This is a genomic window from Paraburkholderia phosphatilytica (assembly GCF_003443895.1).
GTDB classification, from domain to species: domain Bacteria; phylum Pseudomonadota; class Gammaproteobacteria; order Burkholderiales; family Burkholderiaceae; genus Paraburkholderia; species Paraburkholderia phosphatilytica.
This window is the reverse complement of sequence record NZ_QQOA01000067.1, coordinates 1-21345: the sequence shown is the minus strand read 5'-3', so window position 1 is coordinate 21345 and position 21345 is coordinate 1. Positions and strand designations below refer to the sequence as shown.

The window sequence follows — 21345 nt, the reverse complement described above, 5'->3', positions numbered from 1 at the left end:
TCGGTACGGGCCAAGCTCAAGCAGGCCGCGTGGGACGATGATTTCCGCCGAGATGTACTCGGCATGCGGCGGGCGTCCTAATGCGATTGCCCTGGGTATTGACTGTGGCGCTTAATTTCAGTCACGCCCGCGTGCTATAATTTCAGGTTCCCAAAAGTGCGCTGACTTCGCGTCAATTGCTGTCCCCCTGGGCGATTCCCGAACAACCCGGTGAGGACTGCATCGTCCGGCAGGCAGCAATGCAGCATCGCGGTGCCCGCATGGTTTACACGGGCGTCCGCTTCCGCGCACTCAACGTACTGTAGACAGGCTTTCAGGCTCCTATGACCCGCGCCCTTCGCAATATCGCCATCATCGCTCACGTCGATCACGGCAAGACCACCCTCGTTGACCAGCTGCTGCGCCAGTCGGGCACGTTCCGCGAGAACCAGCAGATCGCCGAGCGCGTGATGGACTCGAACGACATCGAAAAGGAACGTGGCATCACGATCCTCGCGAAGAACTGCGCGGTCGAGTACGAAGGCACGCACGTCAACATCGTCGACACGCCGGGCCACGCCGACTTCGGTGGCGAAGTGGAGCGCGTGCTGTCGATGGTCGACTCCGTGCTGCTGCTCGTCGACGCCGTGGAAGGGCCGATGCCGCAAACCCGCTTCGTCACGAAGAAGGCGCTCGCGCTCGGTCTCAAGCCGATCGTCGTCGTCAACAAGATCGACCGTCCGGGCGCGCGCATCGACTGGGTGATCAACCAGACCTTCGACCTGTTCGACAAGCTCGGCGCGAGCGAAGAGCAGCTCGACTTCCCGATCATCTACGCGTCGGGCCTGAACGGCTACGCGAGCCTCGACCCGAGCGCGCGCGAAGGCGACATGCGGCCGCTGTTCGAAGCGATTCTCGAACACGTGCCGGTGCGTCCGGCAGACCCGAACGCGCCGCTGCAGCTGCAGATCACGTCGCTGGACTACTCGACGTACGTCGGCCGGATCGGCGTGGGCCGCATCAACCGCGGCAGCATCAAGCCCGGCCAGCAGGTCGCGCTGCGCTTCGGCCCGGAAGGCGAGCCGATGAACCGCAAGATCAACCAGGTGCTGTCGTTCAAGGGCCTCGAGCGCGTGCAGGTCGAGTCGGCCGAAGCGGGCGACATCGTGCTGATCAACGGCATCGAAGACATCGGCATCGGAGCGACGATCTGCGCGGTGGACGCGCCTGAAGCGCTGCCGATGATCACCGTCGACGAGCCGACGCTGACGATGAACTTTCTCGTCAATTCGTCGCCGCTCGCGGGCAAGGAAGGCAAGTTCGTCACGAGCCGCCAGATTCGCGACCGTCTGATGAAGGAGCTGAACCACAACGTCGCGCTGCGCGTGAAGGACACCGGCGACGAAACCGTGTTCGAAGTGTCGGGCCGCGGCGAACTGCACCTCACCATCCTGATCGAAAACATGCGCCGCGAAGGGTATGAACTCGCGGTGTCGCGTCCGCGCGTGGTGCTGCATGAGGTCGACGGCGTGAAGCACGAGCCGTACGAACTGCTGACGGTCGACGTCGAAGACGGCCACCAGGGCGGCGTGATGGAGGAGCTCGGCCGCCGCAAGGGCGAGATGCTCGACATGGCGTCGGACGCGCGCGGCCGCACGCGTCTCGAGTACCGCATCCCGGCGCGTGGCCTGATCGGCTTCCAGGGCGAGTTCCTCACACTCACGCGCGGCACCGGCCTGATGAGCCACGTGTTCGACGAATACGCGCCCGTGCGCGAAGGCTCGCTCGGCGAACGCCGCAACGGCGTGCTGATCTCGCAGGACGACGGCGCGGCGGTTGCGTACGCGCTGTGGAAGCTTCAGGACCGCGGCCGTATGTTCGTGAAGCCGGGCGATGCGTTGTACGAAGGGATGATCATCGGTATCCACAGCCGCGACAACGATCTCGTTGTGAACCCGATCAAGGGCAAGCAGCTGACCAACGTGCGCGCGTCGGGCACCGACGAAGCGGTGCGCCTCGTGCCGCCGATCCAGATGTCGCTCGAATACGCAGTGGAATTCATCGACGAGGACGAACTCGTCGAAGTCACGCCGCAAAGCATCCGTCTGCGCAAGCGTCACCTGAAGGAGCACGAGCGCCGCCGCGCAAGCCGCGAAGCCGCGGTCGATTAAGCTCGCCGGAGAGCACGGGAAGCCGCGTGTCACGCACGCTGCTTCCCCGTCCTGGCGATTGCCGCGCGGCCACTGACCGGGCAACGGCATCTTCCAGCTGGTTCAGAACACCTTCCAGCCGCGATCCCATCGCATCGATATCGCCGACGTTCGCTGGCTCCGTTCGTGTCCTCACCAACTGACCCATTGCGGCGTTATACGCTTCCAGCGCGCTTTGCATCTGCGCCTCCATCTCCTCCAGCCCGACAGGGTTCGGCTGATCCTGCAAACCAGGCGCTGCGTCTGCGCGTTCCTGAGGCGGCCGGGACCGCAGCGGCTGCGCCGTTCCATTTCGTGCGCCGGGGTGGTTTGGCGCACGACGCGGGGGCGCTGAAGCGCCATTTCCCGACCCGCCGGCACCGGACGGATTCTGGGCCCGCGAGGCGTGCGGCGTTCCCGCCTGGGCCTGCGGAGCTTGAGCCTGCAAGGCTTGAGCCGCATTTGCACGCGGATTGGATGGTTGGGGAGAGGTGGTCCGTGTCGGCCTGCTTTGCGCACCCAACAACGTATTCGCCATATTTTCGAATTCCAGGACGGCGTCCATCGCCTGAGATGCCGCCTTCCGGATGTCGTCAGCGCCTGTCGGTCCGCTTTGCCCGTGTGCGAATGCCTTCACTGCATTGACGTACGTACTCACAGCGCTTTCCGCGCGCGATGCGCTCGCACGGAGTTTGTCGAGCCCCGCCTGACCCGTCGGACTCGGCTAGACCACGGACGGACCCGGGCGAATGCTCGGGTCACCTTCGAATTGCCGGCCGGTGTCCGGGGAACCCGCGTCGTAGCCGTAGGATGGCGCATCGCCAGCGCTGGTGATGTTGATCATCGAAGCTCCCTGTAGATCGGTTGATCAGGATCGCGCGACCCGAAAGGAGGCATCGGTCAGCCGCGGTACGTCGCGGCGCGAGCCGATGCGATCGCGCGAACTCACTTTGCGCGCGACGGCATGGGCGAGGGTGCCAACCTGGTATTGCGGAAGCGTGCGATCGCGATCCGCTGCGGGTACGGTTGCAGCCGCGGGAAAACCTGTGCGATCCGCGTCGGCGACGCGTTGCAACGCGCATTGCGCCGATCCTTTCGCGCCGCAACAAAAAGACGCTTGCGGAATCCGAAAGCCTCACCTGGCAAGCCTTTGCGCCCGCATGTCAACTATCAGCACTATGCGTTGTGTGCTATAGTTTCGCGATGCAAGTTAAGGTCCTTCCAAGCAAGACTTGATTCGCGCAATCCGCTAAACGGTCAGGCCGTGTCGCGGAAGGTTGATGAACCCGCTATTTCTCGAGAAACTCGAAGAAAGGTGAGCGTAAAATGATGAAGCAACTCCAGTCGAACTCGTATCTGTTCGGCGGCAATGCTCCGTACGTTGAAGAAATGTACGAAGCGTATCTCGACAATCCGGCGTCCGTTCCGGATGAATGGCGCAGCTACTTCGACGCTCTGCAGAACGTGCCCGCGTCGGATGGTACCAGCGCCAACGACGTCGCCCACGGTCCCATCGTCGAATCCTTCGCGCAGCGCGCCAAGGCCAACGCGTTCCTGCCGCGCGCGCAAGCCGGCGGCGACGAACTCGCGATCGCCCGCAAGCAGGTCTTCGTCCAGTCCCTCATCAGCGCCTACCGCTTCCTCGGCTCCCAGTGGGCCAATCTCGATCCGCTGAAGCGCCGCGAGCGTCCCGCCATCCCCGAACTCGAACCTGCGTTCTACGACTTCACAGAAGCCGACATGGACCAGACGTTCAACGCGAGCAACCTGTACTTCGGTTTCGAGCAGGGCACGCTGCGCGAGATCGTCAAGGCGCTGCGCGATACGTACTGCGGCACGATCGGCGCCGAGTACATGTACCTGAGCGATCCGGAACAGAAGCGCTGGTGGGAAGAGAAGCTCGAATCGATCCGCTCCACGCCGAGCTTCCCGTCGGACAAGAAGAAGCACATCCTCGACCGCCTGACGGCAGCCGAAGGGCTCGAGCGCTTCCTGCACACCAAGTACGTCGGCCAGAAGCGTTTCTCGCTGGAAGGCGGCGAGAGCTTCATCGCGTCGATGGATGAAGTGGTGCGCCACGGGGGCGCGAACGGCGTGCAGGAAATCGTGATCGGCATGGCCCACCGCGGCCGTCTGAACGTGCTTGTGAACACGCTCGGCAAGATGCCGGCCGACCTCTTCGCCGAATTCGAAGGCAAGCACGTCGACGACCTGCCGGCCGGCGATGTGAAGTACCACAAGGGCTTCTCGTCGGACGTGTCGACGGCCGGCGGCCCGGTGCACCTGTCGCTCGCGTTCAACCCGTCGCATCTCGAGATCGTGAACCCGGTCGTCGAAGGTTCGGCGAAGGCCCGGATGGACCGCCGCGGCGACGAAGACGGCCTGCAGGTGCTGCCGGTGCAGATCCACGGCGATGCGGCCTTCGCAGGCCAGGGCGTTGTGATGGAAACGCTGAACCTCGCGCAGACGCGCGGCTACGGCACGCACGGCACGCTGCACATCGTCATCAACAACCAGATCGGCTTCACCACGTCGGACCCGCGCGACGCGCGCTCCACGCTGTACTGTACCGACGTCGTCAAGATGATCGAGGCGCCGGTGCTGCACGTGAACGGCGACGATCCCGAAGCGGTCGTGCTCGCCACGCAGCTCGCCATCGACTTCCGGATGCAGTTCCACAAGGACGTCGTCGTCGACATCATCTGCTTCCGCAAGCTCGGCCACAACGAGCAGGACACGCCGGCCGTCACGCAGCCGCTGATGTACAAGACCATCGCGAAGCACCCGGGCACGCGCGCGCTGTACGCCGAGAAGCTCGTGCAGCAGGGTGTGATCAGCGCGGAAGACGCCGACAACTTCGTCAAGGCGTACCGCAAGGCGATGGACGAGGGCAACCACACGGTCGACCCGGTCCTGTCGAACTACAAGAGCAAGTACGCGGTCGACTGGGTGCCGTTCCTGAACCGCAAGTGGACCGACGCTGCGGACACCGCCGTGCCGCTCGCCGAACTGAAGCGCCTCGCCGAACGCATCACTACGGTGCCCGAGAACTTCAAGGTGCACCCGCTCGTCGAGCGCGTGATCAACGATCGCCGCGCGATGGGGCAGGGCGAATCGAAGCTCGACTGGGGCATGGGCGAGCACCTCGCGTACGCGTCGCTCGTCGCGTCGGGCTACGCCGTGCGCCTCACGGGTCAGGACTCGGGCCGCGGCACGTTCACGCACCGTCACGCGGTGCTGCACGACCAGAACCGTGAGCGCTGGGACGGCGGCACGTACATCCCGCTGCAGAACATCGCCGAAGGTCAGGCGAAGTTCACGGTGATCGACTCGGTGCTGTCCGAAGAAGCGGTGCTCGGCTTCGAATACGGTTACTCCACGGCCGAGCCGAACACGCTCGTCGCGTGGGAAGGCCAGTTCGGCGACTTCGTGAACGGCGCGCAGGTCGTGATCGACCAGTTCATCTCGTCGGGCGAAGTGAAGTGGGGCCGCGTGTCGGGTCTCACGATGCTGCTGCCGCACGGCTACGAAGGCCAGGGTCCGGAGCACTCGTCGTCGCGTATCGAGCGTTTCCTGCAGCTGTGCGCCGAGCACAACATGCAGGTCGTGCAGCCCACCACGCCGGCGCAGATTTTCCACCTGCTGCGCCGCCAGATGATCCGCCTGTTCCGCAAGCCGCTCGTCGTCTTCACGCCGAAGTCGCTGCTGCGCCACAAGGAAGCGGTGTCGGACCTGTCGGAACTGGCGAAAGGCTCGTTCCAGCCGGTGATCGGCGAAGTGGATGCGGCGATCGATCCGAAGAAGGTCAAGCGCGTGCTGGCGTGCTCGGGCCGCGTGTATTACGACCTCGTCGCGCATCGCCGCGAAGCGAAGTCGCAGGACGTCGCGATCGTGCGTATCGAGCAGCTCTATCCGTTCGCGCACAAGCAGTTCGAAGCCGAGCTGAAGAAGTACGACAACGCGACGGAAGTCGTGTGGGTGCAGGATGAGCCGCAGAACCAGGGTCCGTGGTTCTACGTCGAACACCACCTGAAGGAAGGCATGAAGGACGGCATGAAGCTCGCGTACAGCGGCCGTCCTGCTTCGGCCTCTCCGGCAGTCGGCTACTACGCGAAGCATTACGAGCAGCAGAAGGCGCTCGTCGAAGGTGCATTCGGACGTCTGAAGAGCGCGTCGATCGCGAAATAAAACTACTCGAACGAACCGGGAAAGCGCACTGCGCTTTCCCGTGCCGCATCTGACGCGCAGGTTTCCCATCGATCGAACAGAGGGTGGCGCGTGCGGCACGGGACCGGCTCGTTGGTCACCAGATACGTATTCAGGAAAATCACATGGCTATTGTTGAAGTCAAGGTTCCCCAGCTTTCGGAGTCGGTTTCTGAAGCAACGATGCTGCAGTGGAAGAAGAAGCCGGGCGAGACCGTCGCTCAGGACGAGATCCTCATCGAACTCGAAACCGACAAGGTGGTGCTCGAAGTGCCGGCGCCGTCCGCCGGCGTGCTCGCGCAGATCATCAAGAACGACGGCGACACGGTCGTCGCCGACGAAGTGATCGCGAAGATCGACACCGAAGGGAAGGCCGGCGCTGCCGCCGTGGAAGCGGAAGTGAAGCCCGCCCCGCAAACCACCCAGGCTGCTGCTTCTGCACCGGCCCCGGCTCCGTCCGCGCAGCCCGCCGCCGCGGCAGGTGCGAGCACGGCGTCGTCGCCGGCCGCAACCAAGCTGATGGCCGAGAAGGGCCTCGCATCGGGCGACGTCGCCGGCACGGGCCGCGATGGCCGCATCACGAAACAGGACGTGCTGGGTGCGGGCGCACCGGCCGCGAAGGCCGCGCCCGCTGCAGCACCCGCCGCTGCGCCGAAGGCCGCGCGTCCGTCGCTGCCGGACGTGAAGGCGCCGACTTCGGCCGAATCGTGGCTGAACAACCGTCCGGAGCAACGCGTGCCGATGTCGCGTCTGCGCGCGCGTATCGCCGAGCGTCTGCTCGAGTCGCAGCAGACCAACGCCATCCTCACCACGTTCAACGAAGTGAACATGGCGCCGGTGATGGACCTGCGCAACAAGTACAAGGACAGGTTCGAGAAGGAACACGGTGTGAAGCTCGGCTTCATGTCGTTCTTCGTGAAGGCGGCCGTGCATGCGCTGAAGAAGTTCCCGCTCGTGAACGCGTCGATCGACGGTAACGACATCGTCTATCACGGCTACTTCGACATCGGTATCGCGGTCGGTTCGCCGCGCGGCCTGGTGGTGCCGATCCTGCGCAACGCCGACCAGATGAGCCTTGCGGACATCGAGAAGAAGATCGCTGAATTCGGCCAGAAGGCGAAGGACGGCAAGCTGTCCATCGAGGAAATGACGGGCGGCACGTTCTCGATCTCGAACGGCGGCGTGTTCGGCTCGATGCTGTCGACGCCGATCATCAACCCGCCGCAGTCGGCCATTCTCGGCGTGCACGCCACGAAGGAGCGCGCGGTCGTCGAGAACGGCCAGATCGTGATCCGTCCGATGAACTACCTCGCGATGTCGTACGACCACCGGATCATCGATGGCCGCGAGGCGGTGCTGTCGCTCGTCGCGATGAAGGATGCGCTGGAAGACCCGGCGCGCCTGCTGCTCGACCTGTAACGCCGGCTGGATCGCGATGCGCGGCCGCGGCCCCACGCCGCGCGCCGGCGTCGCGATCCCGGCGTCAAGCCTCTCGCATTCCGCAGTACTGTGGCGACGCGCCGCGAAGCGCGGCCGCGTCGCCCGACCATCAAAAGGATTGTCATGTCCAAAGAATTCGACGTCGTCGTGATCGGTGCCGGTCCCGGCGGCTATATCGCGGCGATCCGCGCCGCGCAGCTCGGCAAGTCGGTTGCGTGCATCGAGAAGTGGAAGAACCCGGCCGGCGCGCTGAAACTGGGCGGCACGTGCCTGAACGTCGGCTGCATTCCGTCGAAGGCGCTGCTCGCGTCGTCGGAAGAGTTCGAGAACGCATCGCATCACCTCGCGGACCACGGCATCAGCGTGGAGAACGTGAAGGTCGATATCGCGAAGATGCTGGCCCGCAAGGAAGGCATCGTCGAGAAGATGACGAAGGGCATCGAGTTCCTGTTCCGCAAGAACAAGATCACGTGGCTGAAGGGCCATGGCAAGTTCACCGGCAAGACCGACGCTGGCGTGCAGATCGAAGTGTCCGGCGAAGGCGAAACCGAAGTCGTCACCGCGAAGAACGTGATCATCGCGACGGGCTCGAAGGCGCGTCATCTGCCGAACGTGCCGGTGGACAACAGGATCGTCGCTGACAATGAAGGCGCGCTGTCGTTCACCGAAGTGCCGAAGAAGCTCGCGGTGATCGGCGCGGGCGTGATCGGTCTGGAGCTGGGCTCGGTGTGGCGCCGTCTCGGCGCGGACGTCACGGTGCTCGAAGCGCTGCCGGAATTCCTCGGCGCGTGCGACCAGGCGCTCGCGAAGGAAGCGGCGAAGCAGTTCAAGAAGCAGGGCCTCGACATTCACGTCGGAGTGAAGGTCGGCGAAGTGAAGACGACGGACAACAGCGTGTCGATCGCGTACACGGACAAGGACGGTAACGCGCAGACGCTCGACGCCGACCGACTGATCGTGTCGATCGGCCGCGTGCCGAACACCGACAACCTCGGGCTGGAAGCGATCGGCCTGAAGGCGAACGAGCGCGGCTTCATCGACGTCGACGACCACTGCGCGACGTCGGTGCCGAACGTGTACGCGATCGGCGACGTGGTGCGCGGCCCGATGCTCGCGCACAAGGCCGAAGACGAAGGCGTGCTGGTGGCCGAGATCATCGACGGCCAGAAGCCGCACATCGACTACAACTGCATTCCGTGGGTGATCTACACCGAGCCGGAAATCGCGTGGGTCGGCAAGACCGAACAGCAGCTGAAGGCCGAAGGCCGCGAGGTAAAGGCCGGCCAGTTCCCGTTCATGGCGAACGGCCGCGCGCTCGGCATCAACAAGCCGGACGGTTTCGTGAAGATGATCGCCGACGCGAAGACGGACGAACTGCTCGGCGTGCACATCATCGCGGCGAACGCATCGGACCTGATCGCGGAAGCCGTGGTGGCGATGGAGTTCAAGGCGGCGTCGGAAGACATCGGCCGGATCTGCCATCCGCACCCGTCGCTCTCCGAAGTGATGCGCGAAGCGGCACTCGCTGTCGACAAGCGCGCGCTGAACATGTAATTGCGCAGGCTGCACGGCGTCTTTTCCGGATTCCTGAGCATTTCGTCGAGGGTTTCCATAAGCGGACGCCGCGCGATACTGCGGCACACGGCGAAGGCGGGCGGAGTCGATCCGGCCGCCTTCGTCGTTTGTTTTTCCTGTCGCGCCGGCAGGAGCGCGGGGTGCGCGGCCGGCGTCTGATTGCGCTATTTGCGCCCGGATGGGCAGATCATGAACGTCACCGAATACTACGAAAACGAATTGCAGACGCGGGGCTATCAGTCCGATGCGGCTCAACGCGCGGCGGTCGACCGGCTGCAACGGTGTTTCGAGGAGTGGAGCGCGTACAAGGCGCGACGCTCGAACACGTTCAGGAAGTGGCTGATCCATCCGGACCTGCCGCGCGGCGTGTACATGTGGGGTGGCGTCGGTCGCGGCAAGAGCTTCCTGATGGACAGCTTCTATGCGGTCGTGCCGGTCCAGCGCAAGACGCGGCTGCATTTCCACGAATTCATGCGCGAAGTGCACCGCGAGCTCGAAGAGCTGAAGGGCACGGCCGATCCGCTCGACGAACTCGCGCGCCGCGTCTCGAAGCGCTACCGGCTGATCTGCTTCGACGAGTTCCACGTGTCCGACATCGCCGACGCGATGATCCTGTATCGCCTGCTCGACAAGCTGTTCGAGAACGGCGTGCAGTTCGTGATGACGTCCAACTACGATCCGGACACGCTGTACCCGGACGGTCTGCACCGCGACCGGATGCTGCCCGCGATCGAGCTGATCAAGAGCAAGCTCGACGTGCTGAACGTGGACGCGGGCGTCGACTACCGGCAACGCACGCTCGCGCAGGTCGAGGTCTACCACACGCCGCTCGGCGCCAACGCGGACAAGTCGCTGCGCAAGGCGTTCACGAGTCTCGCCGCGGTGCCCGACGAAAGCCCGATCCTGCGCATCGAGCAGCGCGAGCTGAAGGCGCTGCGCAAGGCGGATGGCGTCGTGTGGTTCGATTTCGCGACGCTGTGCGGCGGCCCGCGCTCGCAGAACGACTATCTGGAGCTCGCGACGCGCTTTCACGCGGTGATCCTCTCCGAGGTGCCGCAGATGACGCCGCGCATGCAGTCCGAGGCGCGCCGCTTCACGTGGCTCATCGACGTGTTCTACGACCACAAGATCAAGCTGCTGATGTCGGCCGCGGTGCCGCCTGAGGAGCTGTACGTCGAAGGACCGATGGCCAACGAGTTCACACGCACGGTGTCGCGCATCGTCGAGATGCAGTCGAAGGAATATCTGGATGCGCCGAGGCGTCTCGTCGATACCTCGCTGACCTGATCAAGTGCTTGATCGGTAAGCCATTTCGGTCGTCTCGAAAGACCTCGCCGCGGCTTTTTCAAGATTCGGAGTGTTCCGATATCGGCTGTATGGGGGCATCGCTATCTTCGTCTGATTATTGTGACGAAGGAACTGATCCGTGACCCCGTACCGTGATGTAACCGATGAAGAATGGCATCGCATCGCCGCGATGCTGCCCGAACTGAAGCCGCGCACCGAACTGCGCGGCCGCCCGCTTGCCAATACCCGTGCCGTGCTGAACGGCGTGCTGTGGGTGATGTATAGCGGCGCCACCTGGTCCGCCATGCCGCGCAAATACCCGTCGTATCAAACCTGCCATCGCCGCTTCAATGCATGGCACGAAACGGGTGTGATGGAGCGCGTGCTGGTGGAGCTGTACGGCGAATCGAGCCGCGTGCTGTTTGGAACGATGGAGCAGCGCATGCGCTCGCATCAGGCCGCGCAGGCAGACGAAACCCAGCTGGTGGTCGCGGAAGCGGCAGCAGCCTCGCCGCACAAGCCGCAGGCGTCGGAGCGTGAGCCCGAAGAAACCGTGGCATTCACGCTTGCCGATGTCTTCAAGCGCGCGGCATGACAGATCGAGCAGGACCCGCTGCAGCTTTTCCAGTACAACAGCCGGCCGAACGAAGCGATTCGTTCGGCCGGTTTCCTTTTGCGGGCGGCGATAGCGCCGCGCGGGCCGCGAAGGCCGCGTAACTTACTGCTGGCGAACCCAGGTCTGCGAGCGTCCGAGCAGCGACACGCCGATATAGCCGCGTACGACCAGCTTCTGGCCGCCGTCCTCGAGGTGCATCTTGCACTTGTAGACCTTGCCGTTCTCAGGGTCGAGAATCTGGCCGCCGTCCCAGTTGCTGCCGTCGCTCTTCATGTCGTCGATGATCGTCATGCCGAGGATCAGCTGGTCCTTGCGCGCATCGGTGCACGCGGTGCAGCGGCGATCCGGCTGATCGTTCGGGCCGAGCCCCTTGATGACCTTGCCGGACAGCGAGCCGTCGCTATCCTGGCTGATCTGCACGAGCGCCTTCGGTTTGCCGGTGTGATCGTCGATGGTCTGCCAGGTGCCGACCGGGGTAGCGGACTGTGCGAAGGCCGTCATCGCGGTGGCGAAGAGCACGCCGGCGAGCGCGGCATGTTTTGCGGTACTGAGCGCCATCGAACGGGCGCGGCGGGTCAATTGCATCATCGTCTTCCTCCTTGTTGGAAATCGTCGCGAGCGGATCGCGCAGCGTCGTGTGAACAGCAGGGGACGCCATGCCTGTAGCCATGATCGATGGTTGCGGCTGCCGCCATCGACCTGGGCAGCATACGTGAAACCACGCGCCGCGTTTGATAGTGGATCTTCTAACTCTTGTTTCGCGACCCTTCCGGTTGTTTCTCGATGGTTTAAAGCGAACACCGAAAGCCTTTAGGATCAAGGTGTTGTGAGCGCTTTTATCGTTTCCCGTTGTTTCGTTCTAGTTCTCGTTGATCGCGGTGATTTCGACGAGTTTTGCGGGGATTTTTACGGGGAACGCCGCGCCTGAACGACCCACCGTAAGGTTCTTTATGCGACACGTAAACTACTCACTTACCCCGGCGAAGCTGAACGCAGCGAAGCCGAAGAACAGCACCTACAAACTCGCGGACGGCGGCGGACTTTTCGTGCGCGTATCGACGGCCGGAACGCGCACTTGGTGCTACGCCTACACGTTCGGAACGAAGCGCCGCGAAGTGACGTTCGGCCAGTATCCGGAGATCGGTGTGAAGGAGGCCCGCGACCGCCATCTAGCGGCACGCACGAAGCTGGCGAACGGCGATGACCCGGCCGCAGCGAAGAAGGAGGAGAAGGAAGCCCAGCGACGGGCCGCTGAGGCCAGCGAAGGAGTGTTTAGACGCTTCTCGGAGGTCTTCCTGGTCGAGCAGCTGGGGGACGCCAGCGAAGGCTACCGCGAACGGCTCCGCGCGCGCCTGGACCTTCACGTGTGGCCGCACATCGGAACGAAGCAGCTAACCGACGTGAAGCCGCGCGACGTGCTGGAGATCATGGAGCGGTTGCGCAAGACGCCCGTCACGGCAGAGAAGGTCCGTGCACTGATCGCGCAAATCTTCGACCACGCTATCCGCAAGCTTCGCGTCGAGACGAACCCGGCCCACGCGATGCGCGGCGTGGTGAAGGTTCCGGCCTCGACACACCACCGACACCTAAGCGAACCGGAGCTTGGTACGTTCTGGCGCGCGCTCGCGAAGCACGACGACAGCGCAACGTACCCTTCGACGGTCGCTTGTGCCCGGATCATCGCGCTGACGATGTGCCGGAAGTGTGAGGCCGTCGCCGCGAAGTGGACGGAGTTCGACCTGGACGAGGGCACGTGGACGATTCCGGGAGAGCGGATGAAGATGCGCAAGCCGCACCGCGTGTTCCTGCCGAGCCAGGCCGTCACGATCTTGCTGAAGCAGAAGGAGCTAACGGGCGGCGGTGAGTATGTGTTCGCCACGTTCGCGCATCGCAAGACCCCGCCGAACGTCTCGACGGTCACGAACTTCTTCGATAGGCTCGAAGGCGTACCGGGCAACTTCACGCCGCACGGCCTTCGCGGCACGGCGGCGACGATCCTGCGCGAACACGGTTTCCGGCGTGACGTGGTAGAACTGCTGCTGGCGCATGGCGAGCGCGGCGTTGCGAGCGCGTACCACCATCACGAGCTAGCCGAGGAGCGGCGCGAAGCCCTCCAGCACTACGCCGATTTGGTCGACTCGCTAGCGGCGGGCGCTGACGTGATCGGGCTGAAGCGTCGCCGCGCTGCGTGAAACAATTTGTTACACTTTGGCTTCCGGCGTGTTCACATTTTCTCGGATAAGCTAACAATACTTAATGGTAGTAACGGGCCGCTAACACGGAGGGCCCACCCGAAAGACCCGATGGGCACGAGTCAGGACGTTCGATAGCGGACGTTCCGGCTTTGCGGCTTCTCGGGTCTTTTTGTTTTTGCGCGACGTGGTTTCGCATCAACAGGAGCTTTCAAATGGATAACAATTCAATTAGTACTACTAACAAGCTTCCGCAAACGGGGATGGTGCGTTTCTCGATGATCCGCCCGGTCATCACCCTCTCGAACGTGACCGTTTGGCGTCTGATCAAGGATGGCCGTTTCCCCGAACCGCTGCGCGTTTCTGGGGTGCTGCGCCTGTGGCGGGTCGAAGAGATTCGGGAGTGGATGGAGATCGGCCCCGACGAGTGGAAGCGGCGGCACCCGGTCAGCGCCGCGCAGGGTGAGGCGGCGTGACGGTGGTGAACTCGGACACCGGCTGCAAGTAGATACTTTAGCCGTCCCGACGCGAGGAGAACACGATGAAAGGCGACGTGAAATTGTTCTGTACCGCTTCGTCCGAACTCCGGGCGAAGGTGATTGAAACGGCTGAAAGAATGGGCCTGACGCAGAGCGAATTTATGCGTCGTGCGGTCATTCACGCGATGGAGGAGCGGCCCGACGCGCTCGCGTGTCACAGCGGCATGCGACCGAATCGCCGCCCGTTGAAGGAAGCGCCCCAGGTTGGCGCGTAAGTCATTCGATTGACCGTCGTAACGTCCGCGCCGCAGCCCGACGCGCAGACGAAAGAAAGCCCGCTAGGCTGACGATCCTGAGCGGGCTTAGAAGTCCCAGAAAAATCCGGGCGATGCAGAAGGTAAAGATATTATGGGTGCGCCCAATGTCGAAGAGAATAGCCACGTTGAAAATTCCGTTCAGGAACAGAGGCTTAGGGTGTTTGATTTGTACCCCAAAGCGAAGCTGCGCGAGGATGGATACTACGACTGCTACGACACTGAAGGCATTTGCTTCACCACCGACGAAGACGGGCTGACGCTCGGCGCGGTTGGGTTCGGCGCGAAGGTCAATGCGCGCCGTGCGGAAGAGCGGAAGAAGCAAACCTTGGCCGCTGCCGAAGGTCAAGCGCGACTGCTCCGTGAGAAGCGCGAAGGTCACAAGAATCTTGTCGAGCGCGCAAAAGCTCTCTTGGCGGTGCCAGACCTCATCAGCTTTATCGATCTTCGGCGCGACCCGGACATCACTCCGGCGCAGGCGACGGCCATGAAGGCGATGGGGCAGGCCATTCCGGTGCTTCCTTCACCCACCTCGATCAATATGCAGCGTTTCTTCGATGCGCTGTTTGTCGGCGGTACGATTGATGACGTCCACTACGACACAGCCCGCCGCATGTTGGTGGACGAACAAGGTGCCGTGGTAGACGACGAATGGGCGGCGCGAGACTTGATGGAGGCCGCACGCGCCGCCAAGCTGAAAGGGCTGTCGGCGGAAGTGCTCATAAAAGAGCTCAAAGTTTGGGCCAAGACATACAAGTTCAATGACATTTCGGAGCGCATCAAGGCCCGGTTGGCGAACGTAGTCATCGACGCGGATGACGCGTTGGAGGATCGGATGGAGATGTTCCTGATCCAGACTTTCAATTGCGTAGACTCTCCCGACAATCGACTGTTTTCGAAATACTGGTGCCTGTCGCTTTTCAATCGCATTATGTCGCCGGGTTGCTTGGCTCCTATCACGATGGCGCTGTTTGGGCCGCAGGATGCCGGCAAGTCGTACTTTTCGACGCTGTTGTGTCGCGCGCTTATGTTTGATCCGGGCGTCGATGCGGTTCCGTATGACCCTGTGAGCGACCGGAAGGAATTCCTGCGAAACATCTACGGCCTATCGATTGTCGCCAATATGTCTGAGATGACAGGCTTCGGCAAGATCGACCTTCGGAAGTGGAAATCGTTCTCGACGAATACCACCGACACCTTTGATCAGAAATTTGGCTTTTCCGGTCCGTGGCGACGTCAATGGATCTTCATTACCGATGCAAACCGGTACGAAGGGCTATGGCGAGACAGCGACGATACTGATGCTAACGACGAGTCGCAAGGTGAACGCCGCATGTTCCCGATCTTCGTCGGAGAGATTCCCGGCGCAACCGGCTCTGTGCGATGGGCACCGGATGCAAAAGCGAGTCTTGATCCCGAGGTGTTTGCCGAGCGGCTTTGGCTAATGATGAAGGCGTGTCAGATTTGGATGGAGTACCGCGATGAGGGCGGATACAAAAAGGTGGTCGCCGCAACGACCTCGATGGTGAAGCGCTTTTCCAAAGCAGAGAAGGATGCTGATCAAGGGACGGTCCGTGACAAGACGCTGGACGAGCACTTTCCGCATGTCGTATATCGCTGTGTGAGGAATCACGCCATCATCTCTGATATTCGCGTTGATGGTGAAAAGGTTCGTGGCCTTCGACTGCTGACGAAGGACATTCAGACCGCGTACGAACACATCACAAAACGTGTACTCACGCCGCAGCAAATCGCGAAGAAGATGAAAGCAGTTGGGGCGAAGAAGGGGCGCGCTGGCGGCGGCGTGCTGAACGTCACCGCATTTGTGTTCGATGATCTGGAATTCGGCGCGTTTCGTGATGGGGACGGTGACCGGGAGGAATTCGTGAAGGCGTTTGTACAACTGTATTTGCGGGAAGAGACGCCTGACAAGAATGACGGCAAAAGCCAAGACGAGATCGAGAGCGAAGGGTTCTGATGATGCTTGCTGGAGGTTGACGATTTGCCGAGGGTCGCCGCGTGCGGCCCTTTGCGTTTCTATCTGGGCGCGGGAGAACTTCGGGGAGAACTCCCGCCGATTTCTCCCGGAGTTAAGTCTTTGAATCTTATGTGTTTTATCCAGAAAGCGGGAGAAGGGAGAAATTTAAAATCTCCCGCACAAGGGGGCGACCTTCCTTTTCACGGTCTTCGGCGACTTACCGCTTTCCTTTCTCCCTTTCTCCCTTTCTCCCGAAATTAATAGAATTACTAAAGAAATCAACAGACTAGGGCCGGGAGAAATTGGCGGGAGAAATTCAGGCCGGGAGAACTCGCTTGCCCAGCGGCACACTCAAGGCTTGATCATCAGCACTTCGTGCGCTTCTGTCCTGCGGCCAGCAGCTTGAGCACTCAGGCCGTGCAGCCTCACCAGACCACAGCACGCGGCCAGCCCCAGCGTTCGCGGCAAATCTCCACGCACCGTCGCACACGCGGCTGAAATCGTCGACCGAACCCGGCGCAGACGCCGACGCGACGCCCGATGATCCGGCCTGTTAAACGAGTGTTCCGCGCCATCGGCGTGACCCGACGCAGACTAGGAGACGTCCGAGAATGCCGACCACGCCTAGAGCCTCCTATCGCTTCGAGGCCTCGCGCTCCGCCCTTTTTGCGGGGTGCCGCGAGGGTAATCTATCGAACCTCCCGGCAATCCTGCGCCGGTAAAGGCGCTATTGGTTCCAAGATAGAACCTCTATTCGTGAACACAGTCGACCGCAGCCAAGTACACCGGGCGGCGATACGATTCGCGCGAGTGAACACTAAAGCTAGGAGTCCATAGTATGGACGATCGATACGCCACCTTGCGCGACTCGATGGACGAGAACCTGCGCAACGCATACGACAAGTACGTTGACCACATCGTTCGCGGCTGTAGCCCGTTCGAAGCAGCATTGCGCGTGCACATCCGGCCCGAAGATGCACCGCAATGGGTCCGATTCGCGGAATCCGATGAGTACGTCATCGCACGCAAGAAGGTCGTACTGGAGGCGATGAACCCGTCCACCGAGTGGAGCGCCAACACGGCCATCATGCACCTGCTGCGACTCGTCGAAAATCCGCTGGAGAAGGGCAGCACAAAGCTCAACGCGATCAAGGAACTGAACGTGCTGCTCGGCATCACCACGGTCGACGCCGAGGGCCGTACACGCCGCAACGAAATGTCGTGGGAAGACGTGCTGCGGCTCGCGCGTGAGAAGAAGGCGGCAGGCGAACGGGTGCATTGATGGCGACGCGTAAGCCCACGGCCGAAGAGTTGGCGTTGATCATCGAGCAGTTTGGCGAGAAGGTAGCGCGGCGTGTATATGAGGATGCCTTTCACGCTGCGAGCGATGAACGGTCCTTCAAAGACTTCTACAAAGCGGTCGCGAGCATGGACGCCAACGACCCGCTGCCGCAGTTTGATCCGACCGGATGGAATCGGTTTTACGCCAACGACCCGCGCAACAAGCACAGCCTGATCCGTCACTTAACCGACGACGCGGCACTTGAGGTACATGCGTGGCTCATCAGCGCGATAGCCGTATGGGGCGATTGGGTCTGCGGCTTTCTCGCTGCGCAGCTCCTCGACAAGTCCATCGGCGTGTTTGATGAGATCGCTGCTGACGAGGGCGAGTTCATATCGGACGACGGTCATCGATACTGCGGCTGGTACAAAGGCTGGAAGGGCTGGCAAACGTTCGCAGTTGATCTCACAGACAACGAGTTGCGTGCTCTTCGCATGTTGATTTTGAACGAACCAAGTCCGCGTCACCCAGAGCCGGGTTCGCCCGAAGCAGAGGCATTCATGGCGGAGCGCGACGCACGTATCGCGGCCGGGAAGGTCGCACAAACAAGGAGTTAGTCACATGAACATATTTTCGAAGCGCGACAAGAAGGTCGAACAGGCACCGAAGGACACCGGCGCGACCTTCTTCGCAGCGGCCGATGTGAAGCCCGAGGCACAGCCGGAAGAGACGGCCCAACCAACCGCACAGCCCGCACCGAGCAAGCCCACGGCGACATTCCTATCAGTGTCCGCAGGCCAAGGTGCACGCTCAGACGATCCGCTCGCGCGGCACGGCGCCATGGCCGAGCTATCCACGCATCGGCGGCAAAGCATGACCACCGATTACGGCGGCCACAACGACCGAATCGCGCAACTGCACGAAGAGCAGGAGCGCAGGGCGCTGGCGGGCATGATGTGGATGCAGGGCCTTCCGCAGAAGTGAGGGCGGCATGCGGCGGCATGCGGCGCCGCAGCAGGCTGTTTGGTGAAAACCCTGGGTAAAGACGACCTTGATCCTCTGCAGATTGCCCGCAAATTACCGAGGCCGCTGTGTGGCGGTTTACTCGGAGTTGTTAAAATGGCACTTCCTGCAGGTACGAAGGCAAAAACAGGGCAAAAATGCCCGCAAGGTGGGATTTGGCATCCCGTTGGCAACCCGAAGGAGCAGCGCTCCATCGGAATTAACAACGTCATGCCGCCCACGCCGAAAGGCGAAACGCATTGGGTTCTTCAAAAGCCGACCGGTGACAAGTAACGCGCTATGAAAGTAAGCTGTATGGAAAGGCCGTTTAGCACGCGGCCTTTCCATTTTGCTTGCGTCATCGGCGAGGTTCTTCGGCAGAACCTAGAGCGCCACACCCGGCGCAGTGTCAGCGCTGCGGCGCACAAAATCCCCGCATAAGTCACCGTTATAACTGCGCTGAGTCAGGCGCATCTAGCGCTTCCCTAAGAGCCTCCCAGTGCAGAACAAGGTCGCGCGTTTCCGCATCGTAGCTTTTCAGCCCTAGGTGCTCGACGGCAATCCCGATTAGGTGAATCATCGCGGCGTTGGCCGCTTGCAGCGTTGAGCGCATGTCGGAATAGTCGGGTCCGAAACGATACCCGCTCATGTATCCGTCTTCATCCGCGCTCATGTTCCGCTCCAGCGCGGCGACGGTAGCGTGCGCCCCATTACCGGATAGGTGTCGATACGAAAGCTCATACAGCAGTTCGAGCCCAGCTTGGCGAGCAAGGGCGTCATAGTTCAACGACTTCGGATCGGTTCCAAACTCTGCAATCACCTTCGCTTTTTCGGCCTCAAAGCGCGCGAGCGCCTTTTCATCGCCGATCCTGGCGTTGAGCTCCAGCATCCGGTTGCAAAGTTTGAGCTTATGTTTCGCGCCATCCGCGTGCATAGCGGCCAGCGTCCCGTCTATCTTAAGCAGACCGGCCGTTAGGATTGCCGCCTCAGTACACAGCCTCGCGAGCGCGCGAGCCTCAGCCAGCGCGCCGCGCTCGGCAAGCAAAATGCACGTTTGAAAGGATTCTATGGCTCGCCCGTAACCGGCAACCGCCCAGACCTGAACCTCAGTCATTTCTTCTGTGGGCAAGTCCCAGAGCATCCGCATGCCCATCTCGTTCATCCGGTGAGCTATCGTAAAAGCTTCAGAGAACGCGTCGTGCGCGTTCTTCTTCCACTCCGCAAGCTCGTCGGAAAGGAAACCGATTTCGTTGAAGCTTGCCATGTTGACCCCGCATCTGAGCACGCGTTGGACCATTGTACGGTCGGACGGCACCGAGAAGTACACGTCCACGTTTTGCGGGTGATAGTGCGGGGAACCGTTGCCGTCAGACAGTCGCGGCGAAGCAATACATCAAAAATTCAGCAGTCGCCCCATAGGCGATAAGTTCTGGAGCGGAACCTCTATGGATCAACTTGCTTACTTGCAGACTGTGCTCAGCACGCCCTTCGCGTGATCGAAGACAGTCGTGCAGTTGGTGGGGGAGGATGACGAACCGGACGCCCATGCAGCAGCCAAAAGCGCTCCGACAAGTATCGTCGCGACGATTAGCTGTTTTAAGGTGGACGGACGACGCCAGTACGTCTCGCTGGCGTGACGTCGCAACCTCTCAATAAGCGGTCCCCCTCTCTTTTCGCAATGTTCGACCTCTTCCACGCAAGCGTTTGCCATAGAAATCATCCATTCTGGTCCCATGTCTGCGTGAGACTTAGAAATCAGCGCGATAGAACTACGGAACGTTCGGATTAGCTCATACACGTAGGCAACGTCCTTTGCGCTATCAGGCCCGAGCATTCCGATCTGCCCGGCGTTTGCTTCAAATACCGGGCTGTTAGGCTCCTGCCACTCCACTGGCAACTTAATCCTATCCCTGGGCAACGCCGCGTCGATGAGCAACTCAAGGCTTTTCTTAATCTGCAACGCCGCGTCTCCATGTGATTCGAGTTCACCAGCGAGCGCTCCGGCCAGCGATTGGCTATCCCGGAAGCGCCGGTAGTCTTCCGCAAAGAAATTGTTCAGGTAGCCACCTGCCATCACACCCAGCAGGCCGATCAACGCCGCATTGATGTCAGCCATTCTCTCCTCGTTAAATTTATTTTCACGGCTGAGTGTAGCTCAATCGAAATTGCTGTACTTGTTCACTGACTTATGCAGCCCCTGTTTTGGCGTGCTCCAGTGCCCTCAAACGGGTCCGCGCGGCGTTTTGAAAAATTTGAGGGCGTTTTTAGCGCGTAGTTTATGCACCACAGGTGAAAGCCCTGGTATTGCGGCCGTCATTGGCTTTTCGTCCAATCCGGTTTCAACGCAGCGAACACGCGGCGTACTAACCGGAGAAAACTGAGATGAACGAGCAGCAGGAACAGAGTGGATATGATCGATATGTAAAAGCGATGCGGGCGGCTTTGAGCGATCCGAGCGATCAGAAGATGCTCGCCACGATGTTGAAATTCCAAGAGGCGGTGATTAGCAAGATCAACGGCCACGTGTCGCTGTCGGTCTTTCACGGCACATCACATGCGATGTGGGCAAGTCTACAAACGATGCTTTCTCCGAACGGAAAGCATGAACTAGGTGCGGCGTATATGGCTCTGGCTGAATATTTAGATCTGTAGGTAGCCGATTGAGTAAGCGTGAGCGAGTCGACGCCAACTCTAGGTTCCAGACCGGAACCTAGGGACGGTCTGCAAAAGTCCTGGCGTTGAAGTCTGGTTGGCCTATCCTGGAAGAACGCGAATTAACGGAGTTCCTCGATGACACAGCTCGGTCT

General features: G+C 61.4%; 18 protein-coding genes. 15 read left to right on the top strand and 3 right to left on the bottom strand.

Annotated elements, in window-relative coordinates; all coding sequences use genetic code 11:
* The first annotated feature begins 323 nt into the window (after nucleotides 1–323).
* The 6 genes from typA to DVS29_RS35250 all read left to right on the top strand — a co-directional run bounded on the left by typA (nucleotide 324) and on the right by DVS29_RS35250 (nucleotide 11270).
* Nucleotides 324–2150 carry a translational GTPase TypA gene (gene typA / locus DVS29_RS35280; protein ID WP_118185740.1) on the top strand — a complete coding sequence of 609 codons (1827 nt, stop codon included), beginning with the start codon at nucleotides 324–326 and terminating at the stop codon, nucleotides 2148–2150.
* A gap of 1344 nt (nucleotides 2151–3494) precedes the next feature.
* A complete protein-coding gene (locus DVS29_RS35270; RefSeq protein WP_118185735.1) occupies nucleotides 3495–6356 on the top strand; it encodes a 2-oxoglutarate dehydrogenase E1 component in 2862 nt (953 codons plus the stop codon).
* Between the two features lie 143 nt (nucleotides 6357–6499).
* Nucleotides 6500–7792, top strand: coding sequence for a 2-oxoglutarate dehydrogenase complex dihydrolipoyllysine-residue succinyltransferase (gene odhB, locus DVS29_RS35265; RefSeq protein WP_118185733.1), 1293 nt, complete (start codon nucleotides 6500–6502; stop codon nucleotides 7790–7792).
* Nucleotides 7793–7936: 144 nt separating this feature from the next.
* Nucleotides 7937–9367 (top strand): dihydrolipoyl dehydrogenase, encoded by a 1431-nt coding sequence (gene lpdA, locus DVS29_RS35260; RefSeq protein WP_118185731.1) that lies wholly within the window; start codon nucleotides 7937–7939, stop codon nucleotides 9365–9367.
* Between the two features lie 210 nt (nucleotides 9368–9577).
* The gene (zapE, locus tag DVS29_RS35255; RefSeq protein ID WP_118185742.1) at nucleotides 9578–10675 is read left to right on the top strand and encodes a cell division protein ZapE; all 1098 of its coding nucleotides are present in this window, start codon (nucleotides 9578–9580) and stop codon (nucleotides 10673–10675) included.
* A gap of 139 nt (nucleotides 10676–10814) precedes the next feature.
* Nucleotides 10815–11270, top strand: coding sequence for a transposase (locus tag DVS29_RS35250; protein WP_118185729.1), 456 nt, complete (start codon nucleotides 10815–10817; stop codon nucleotides 11268–11270).
* A gap of 123 nt (nucleotides 11271–11393) precedes the next feature.
* On the opposite strand, the gene DVS29_RS35245 is transcribed toward DVS29_RS35250, so the two are convergent.
* Complete coding sequence (locus tag DVS29_RS35245; RefSeq protein ID WP_118185727.1) at nucleotides 11394–11879, bottom strand: DUF2147 domain-containing protein; 486 nt, start codon at nucleotides 11877–11879, stop codon at nucleotides 11394–11396.
* Between the two features lie 362 nt (nucleotides 11880–12241).
* Between DVS29_RS35245 and DVS29_RS35240 the strand changes: the two genes are divergently transcribed.
* From DVS29_RS35240 to DVS29_RS37110, 8 genes are all read left to right on the top strand, one after another.
* Complete coding sequence (locus DVS29_RS35240) at nucleotides 12242–13483, top strand: tyrosine-type recombinase/integrase (protein ID WP_118185724.1); 1242 nt, start codon at nucleotides 12242–12244, stop codon at nucleotides 13481–13483.
* Between the two features lie 215 nt (nucleotides 13484–13698).
* Nucleotides 13699–13959: a helix-turn-helix transcriptional regulator gene (locus DVS29_RS35235; RefSeq protein ID WP_118185722.1), complete on the top strand. Its 261-nt coding sequence runs from the start codon at nucleotides 13699–13701 to the stop codon at nucleotides 13957–13959.
* 65 nt (nucleotides 13960–14024) lie between these two features.
* A complete protein-coding gene (locus tag DVS29_RS35230) occupies nucleotides 14025–14237 on the top strand; it encodes a hypothetical protein (protein ID WP_118185721.1) in 213 nt (70 codons plus the stop codon).
* A gap of 133 nt (nucleotides 14238–14370) precedes the next feature.
* A complete protein-coding gene (locus DVS29_RS35225) occupies nucleotides 14371–16254 on the top strand; it encodes a VapE domain-containing protein (protein WP_118185719.1) in 1884 nt (627 codons plus the stop codon).
* Between the two features lie 838 nt (nucleotides 16255–17092).
* The gene (locus DVS29_RS35220) at nucleotides 17093–17536 is read left to right on the top strand and encodes a hypothetical protein (protein WP_118185717.1); all 444 of its coding nucleotides are present in this window, start codon (nucleotides 17093–17095) and stop codon (nucleotides 17534–17536) included.
* Nucleotides 17536–18153 carry a hypothetical protein gene (locus DVS29_RS35215; protein WP_118185715.1) on the top strand — a complete coding sequence of 206 codons (618 nt, stop codon included), beginning with the start codon at nucleotides 17536–17538 and terminating at the stop codon, nucleotides 18151–18153. Before DVS29_RS35220 ends, DVS29_RS35215 begins: the two co-directional genes overlap by 1 nt.
* A gap of 4 nt (nucleotides 18154–18157) precedes the next feature.
* Complete coding sequence (locus tag DVS29_RS35210) at nucleotides 18158–18520, top strand: hypothetical protein (RefSeq protein ID WP_118185713.1); 363 nt, start codon at nucleotides 18158–18160, stop codon at nucleotides 18518–18520.
* A gap of 39 nt (nucleotides 18521–18559) precedes the next feature.
* Nucleotides 18560–18832 carry a hypothetical protein gene (locus DVS29_RS37110; RefSeq protein WP_124800760.1) on the top strand — a complete coding sequence of 91 codons (273 nt, stop codon included), beginning with the start codon at nucleotides 18560–18562 and terminating at the stop codon, nucleotides 18830–18832.
* Nucleotides 18833–18986: 154 nt separating this feature from the next.
* On the opposite strand, the gene DVS29_RS35205 is transcribed toward DVS29_RS37110, so the two are convergent.
* Nucleotides 18987–19802, bottom strand: a complete 816-nt coding sequence (locus DVS29_RS35205; RefSeq protein ID WP_124800759.1) for a DUF5677 domain-containing protein — start codon at nucleotides 19800–19802, stop codon at nucleotides 18987–18989.
* A 195-nt stretch (nucleotides 19803–19997) separates the two neighbouring features.
* Complete coding sequence (locus tag DVS29_RS35200; RefSeq protein ID WP_118185709.1) at nucleotides 19998–20654, bottom strand: hypothetical protein; 657 nt, start codon at nucleotides 20652–20654, stop codon at nucleotides 19998–20000.
* A gap of 266 nt (nucleotides 20655–20920) precedes the next feature.
* On the opposite strand from DVS29_RS35200, the gene DVS29_RS35195 reads away from it, so the two are divergent.
* Nucleotides 20921–21190, top strand: a complete 270-nt coding sequence (locus DVS29_RS35195) for a hypothetical protein (protein ID WP_118185707.1) — start codon at nucleotides 20921–20923, stop codon at nucleotides 21188–21190.
* Nucleotides 21191–21345: the final 155 nt, after the last annotated feature.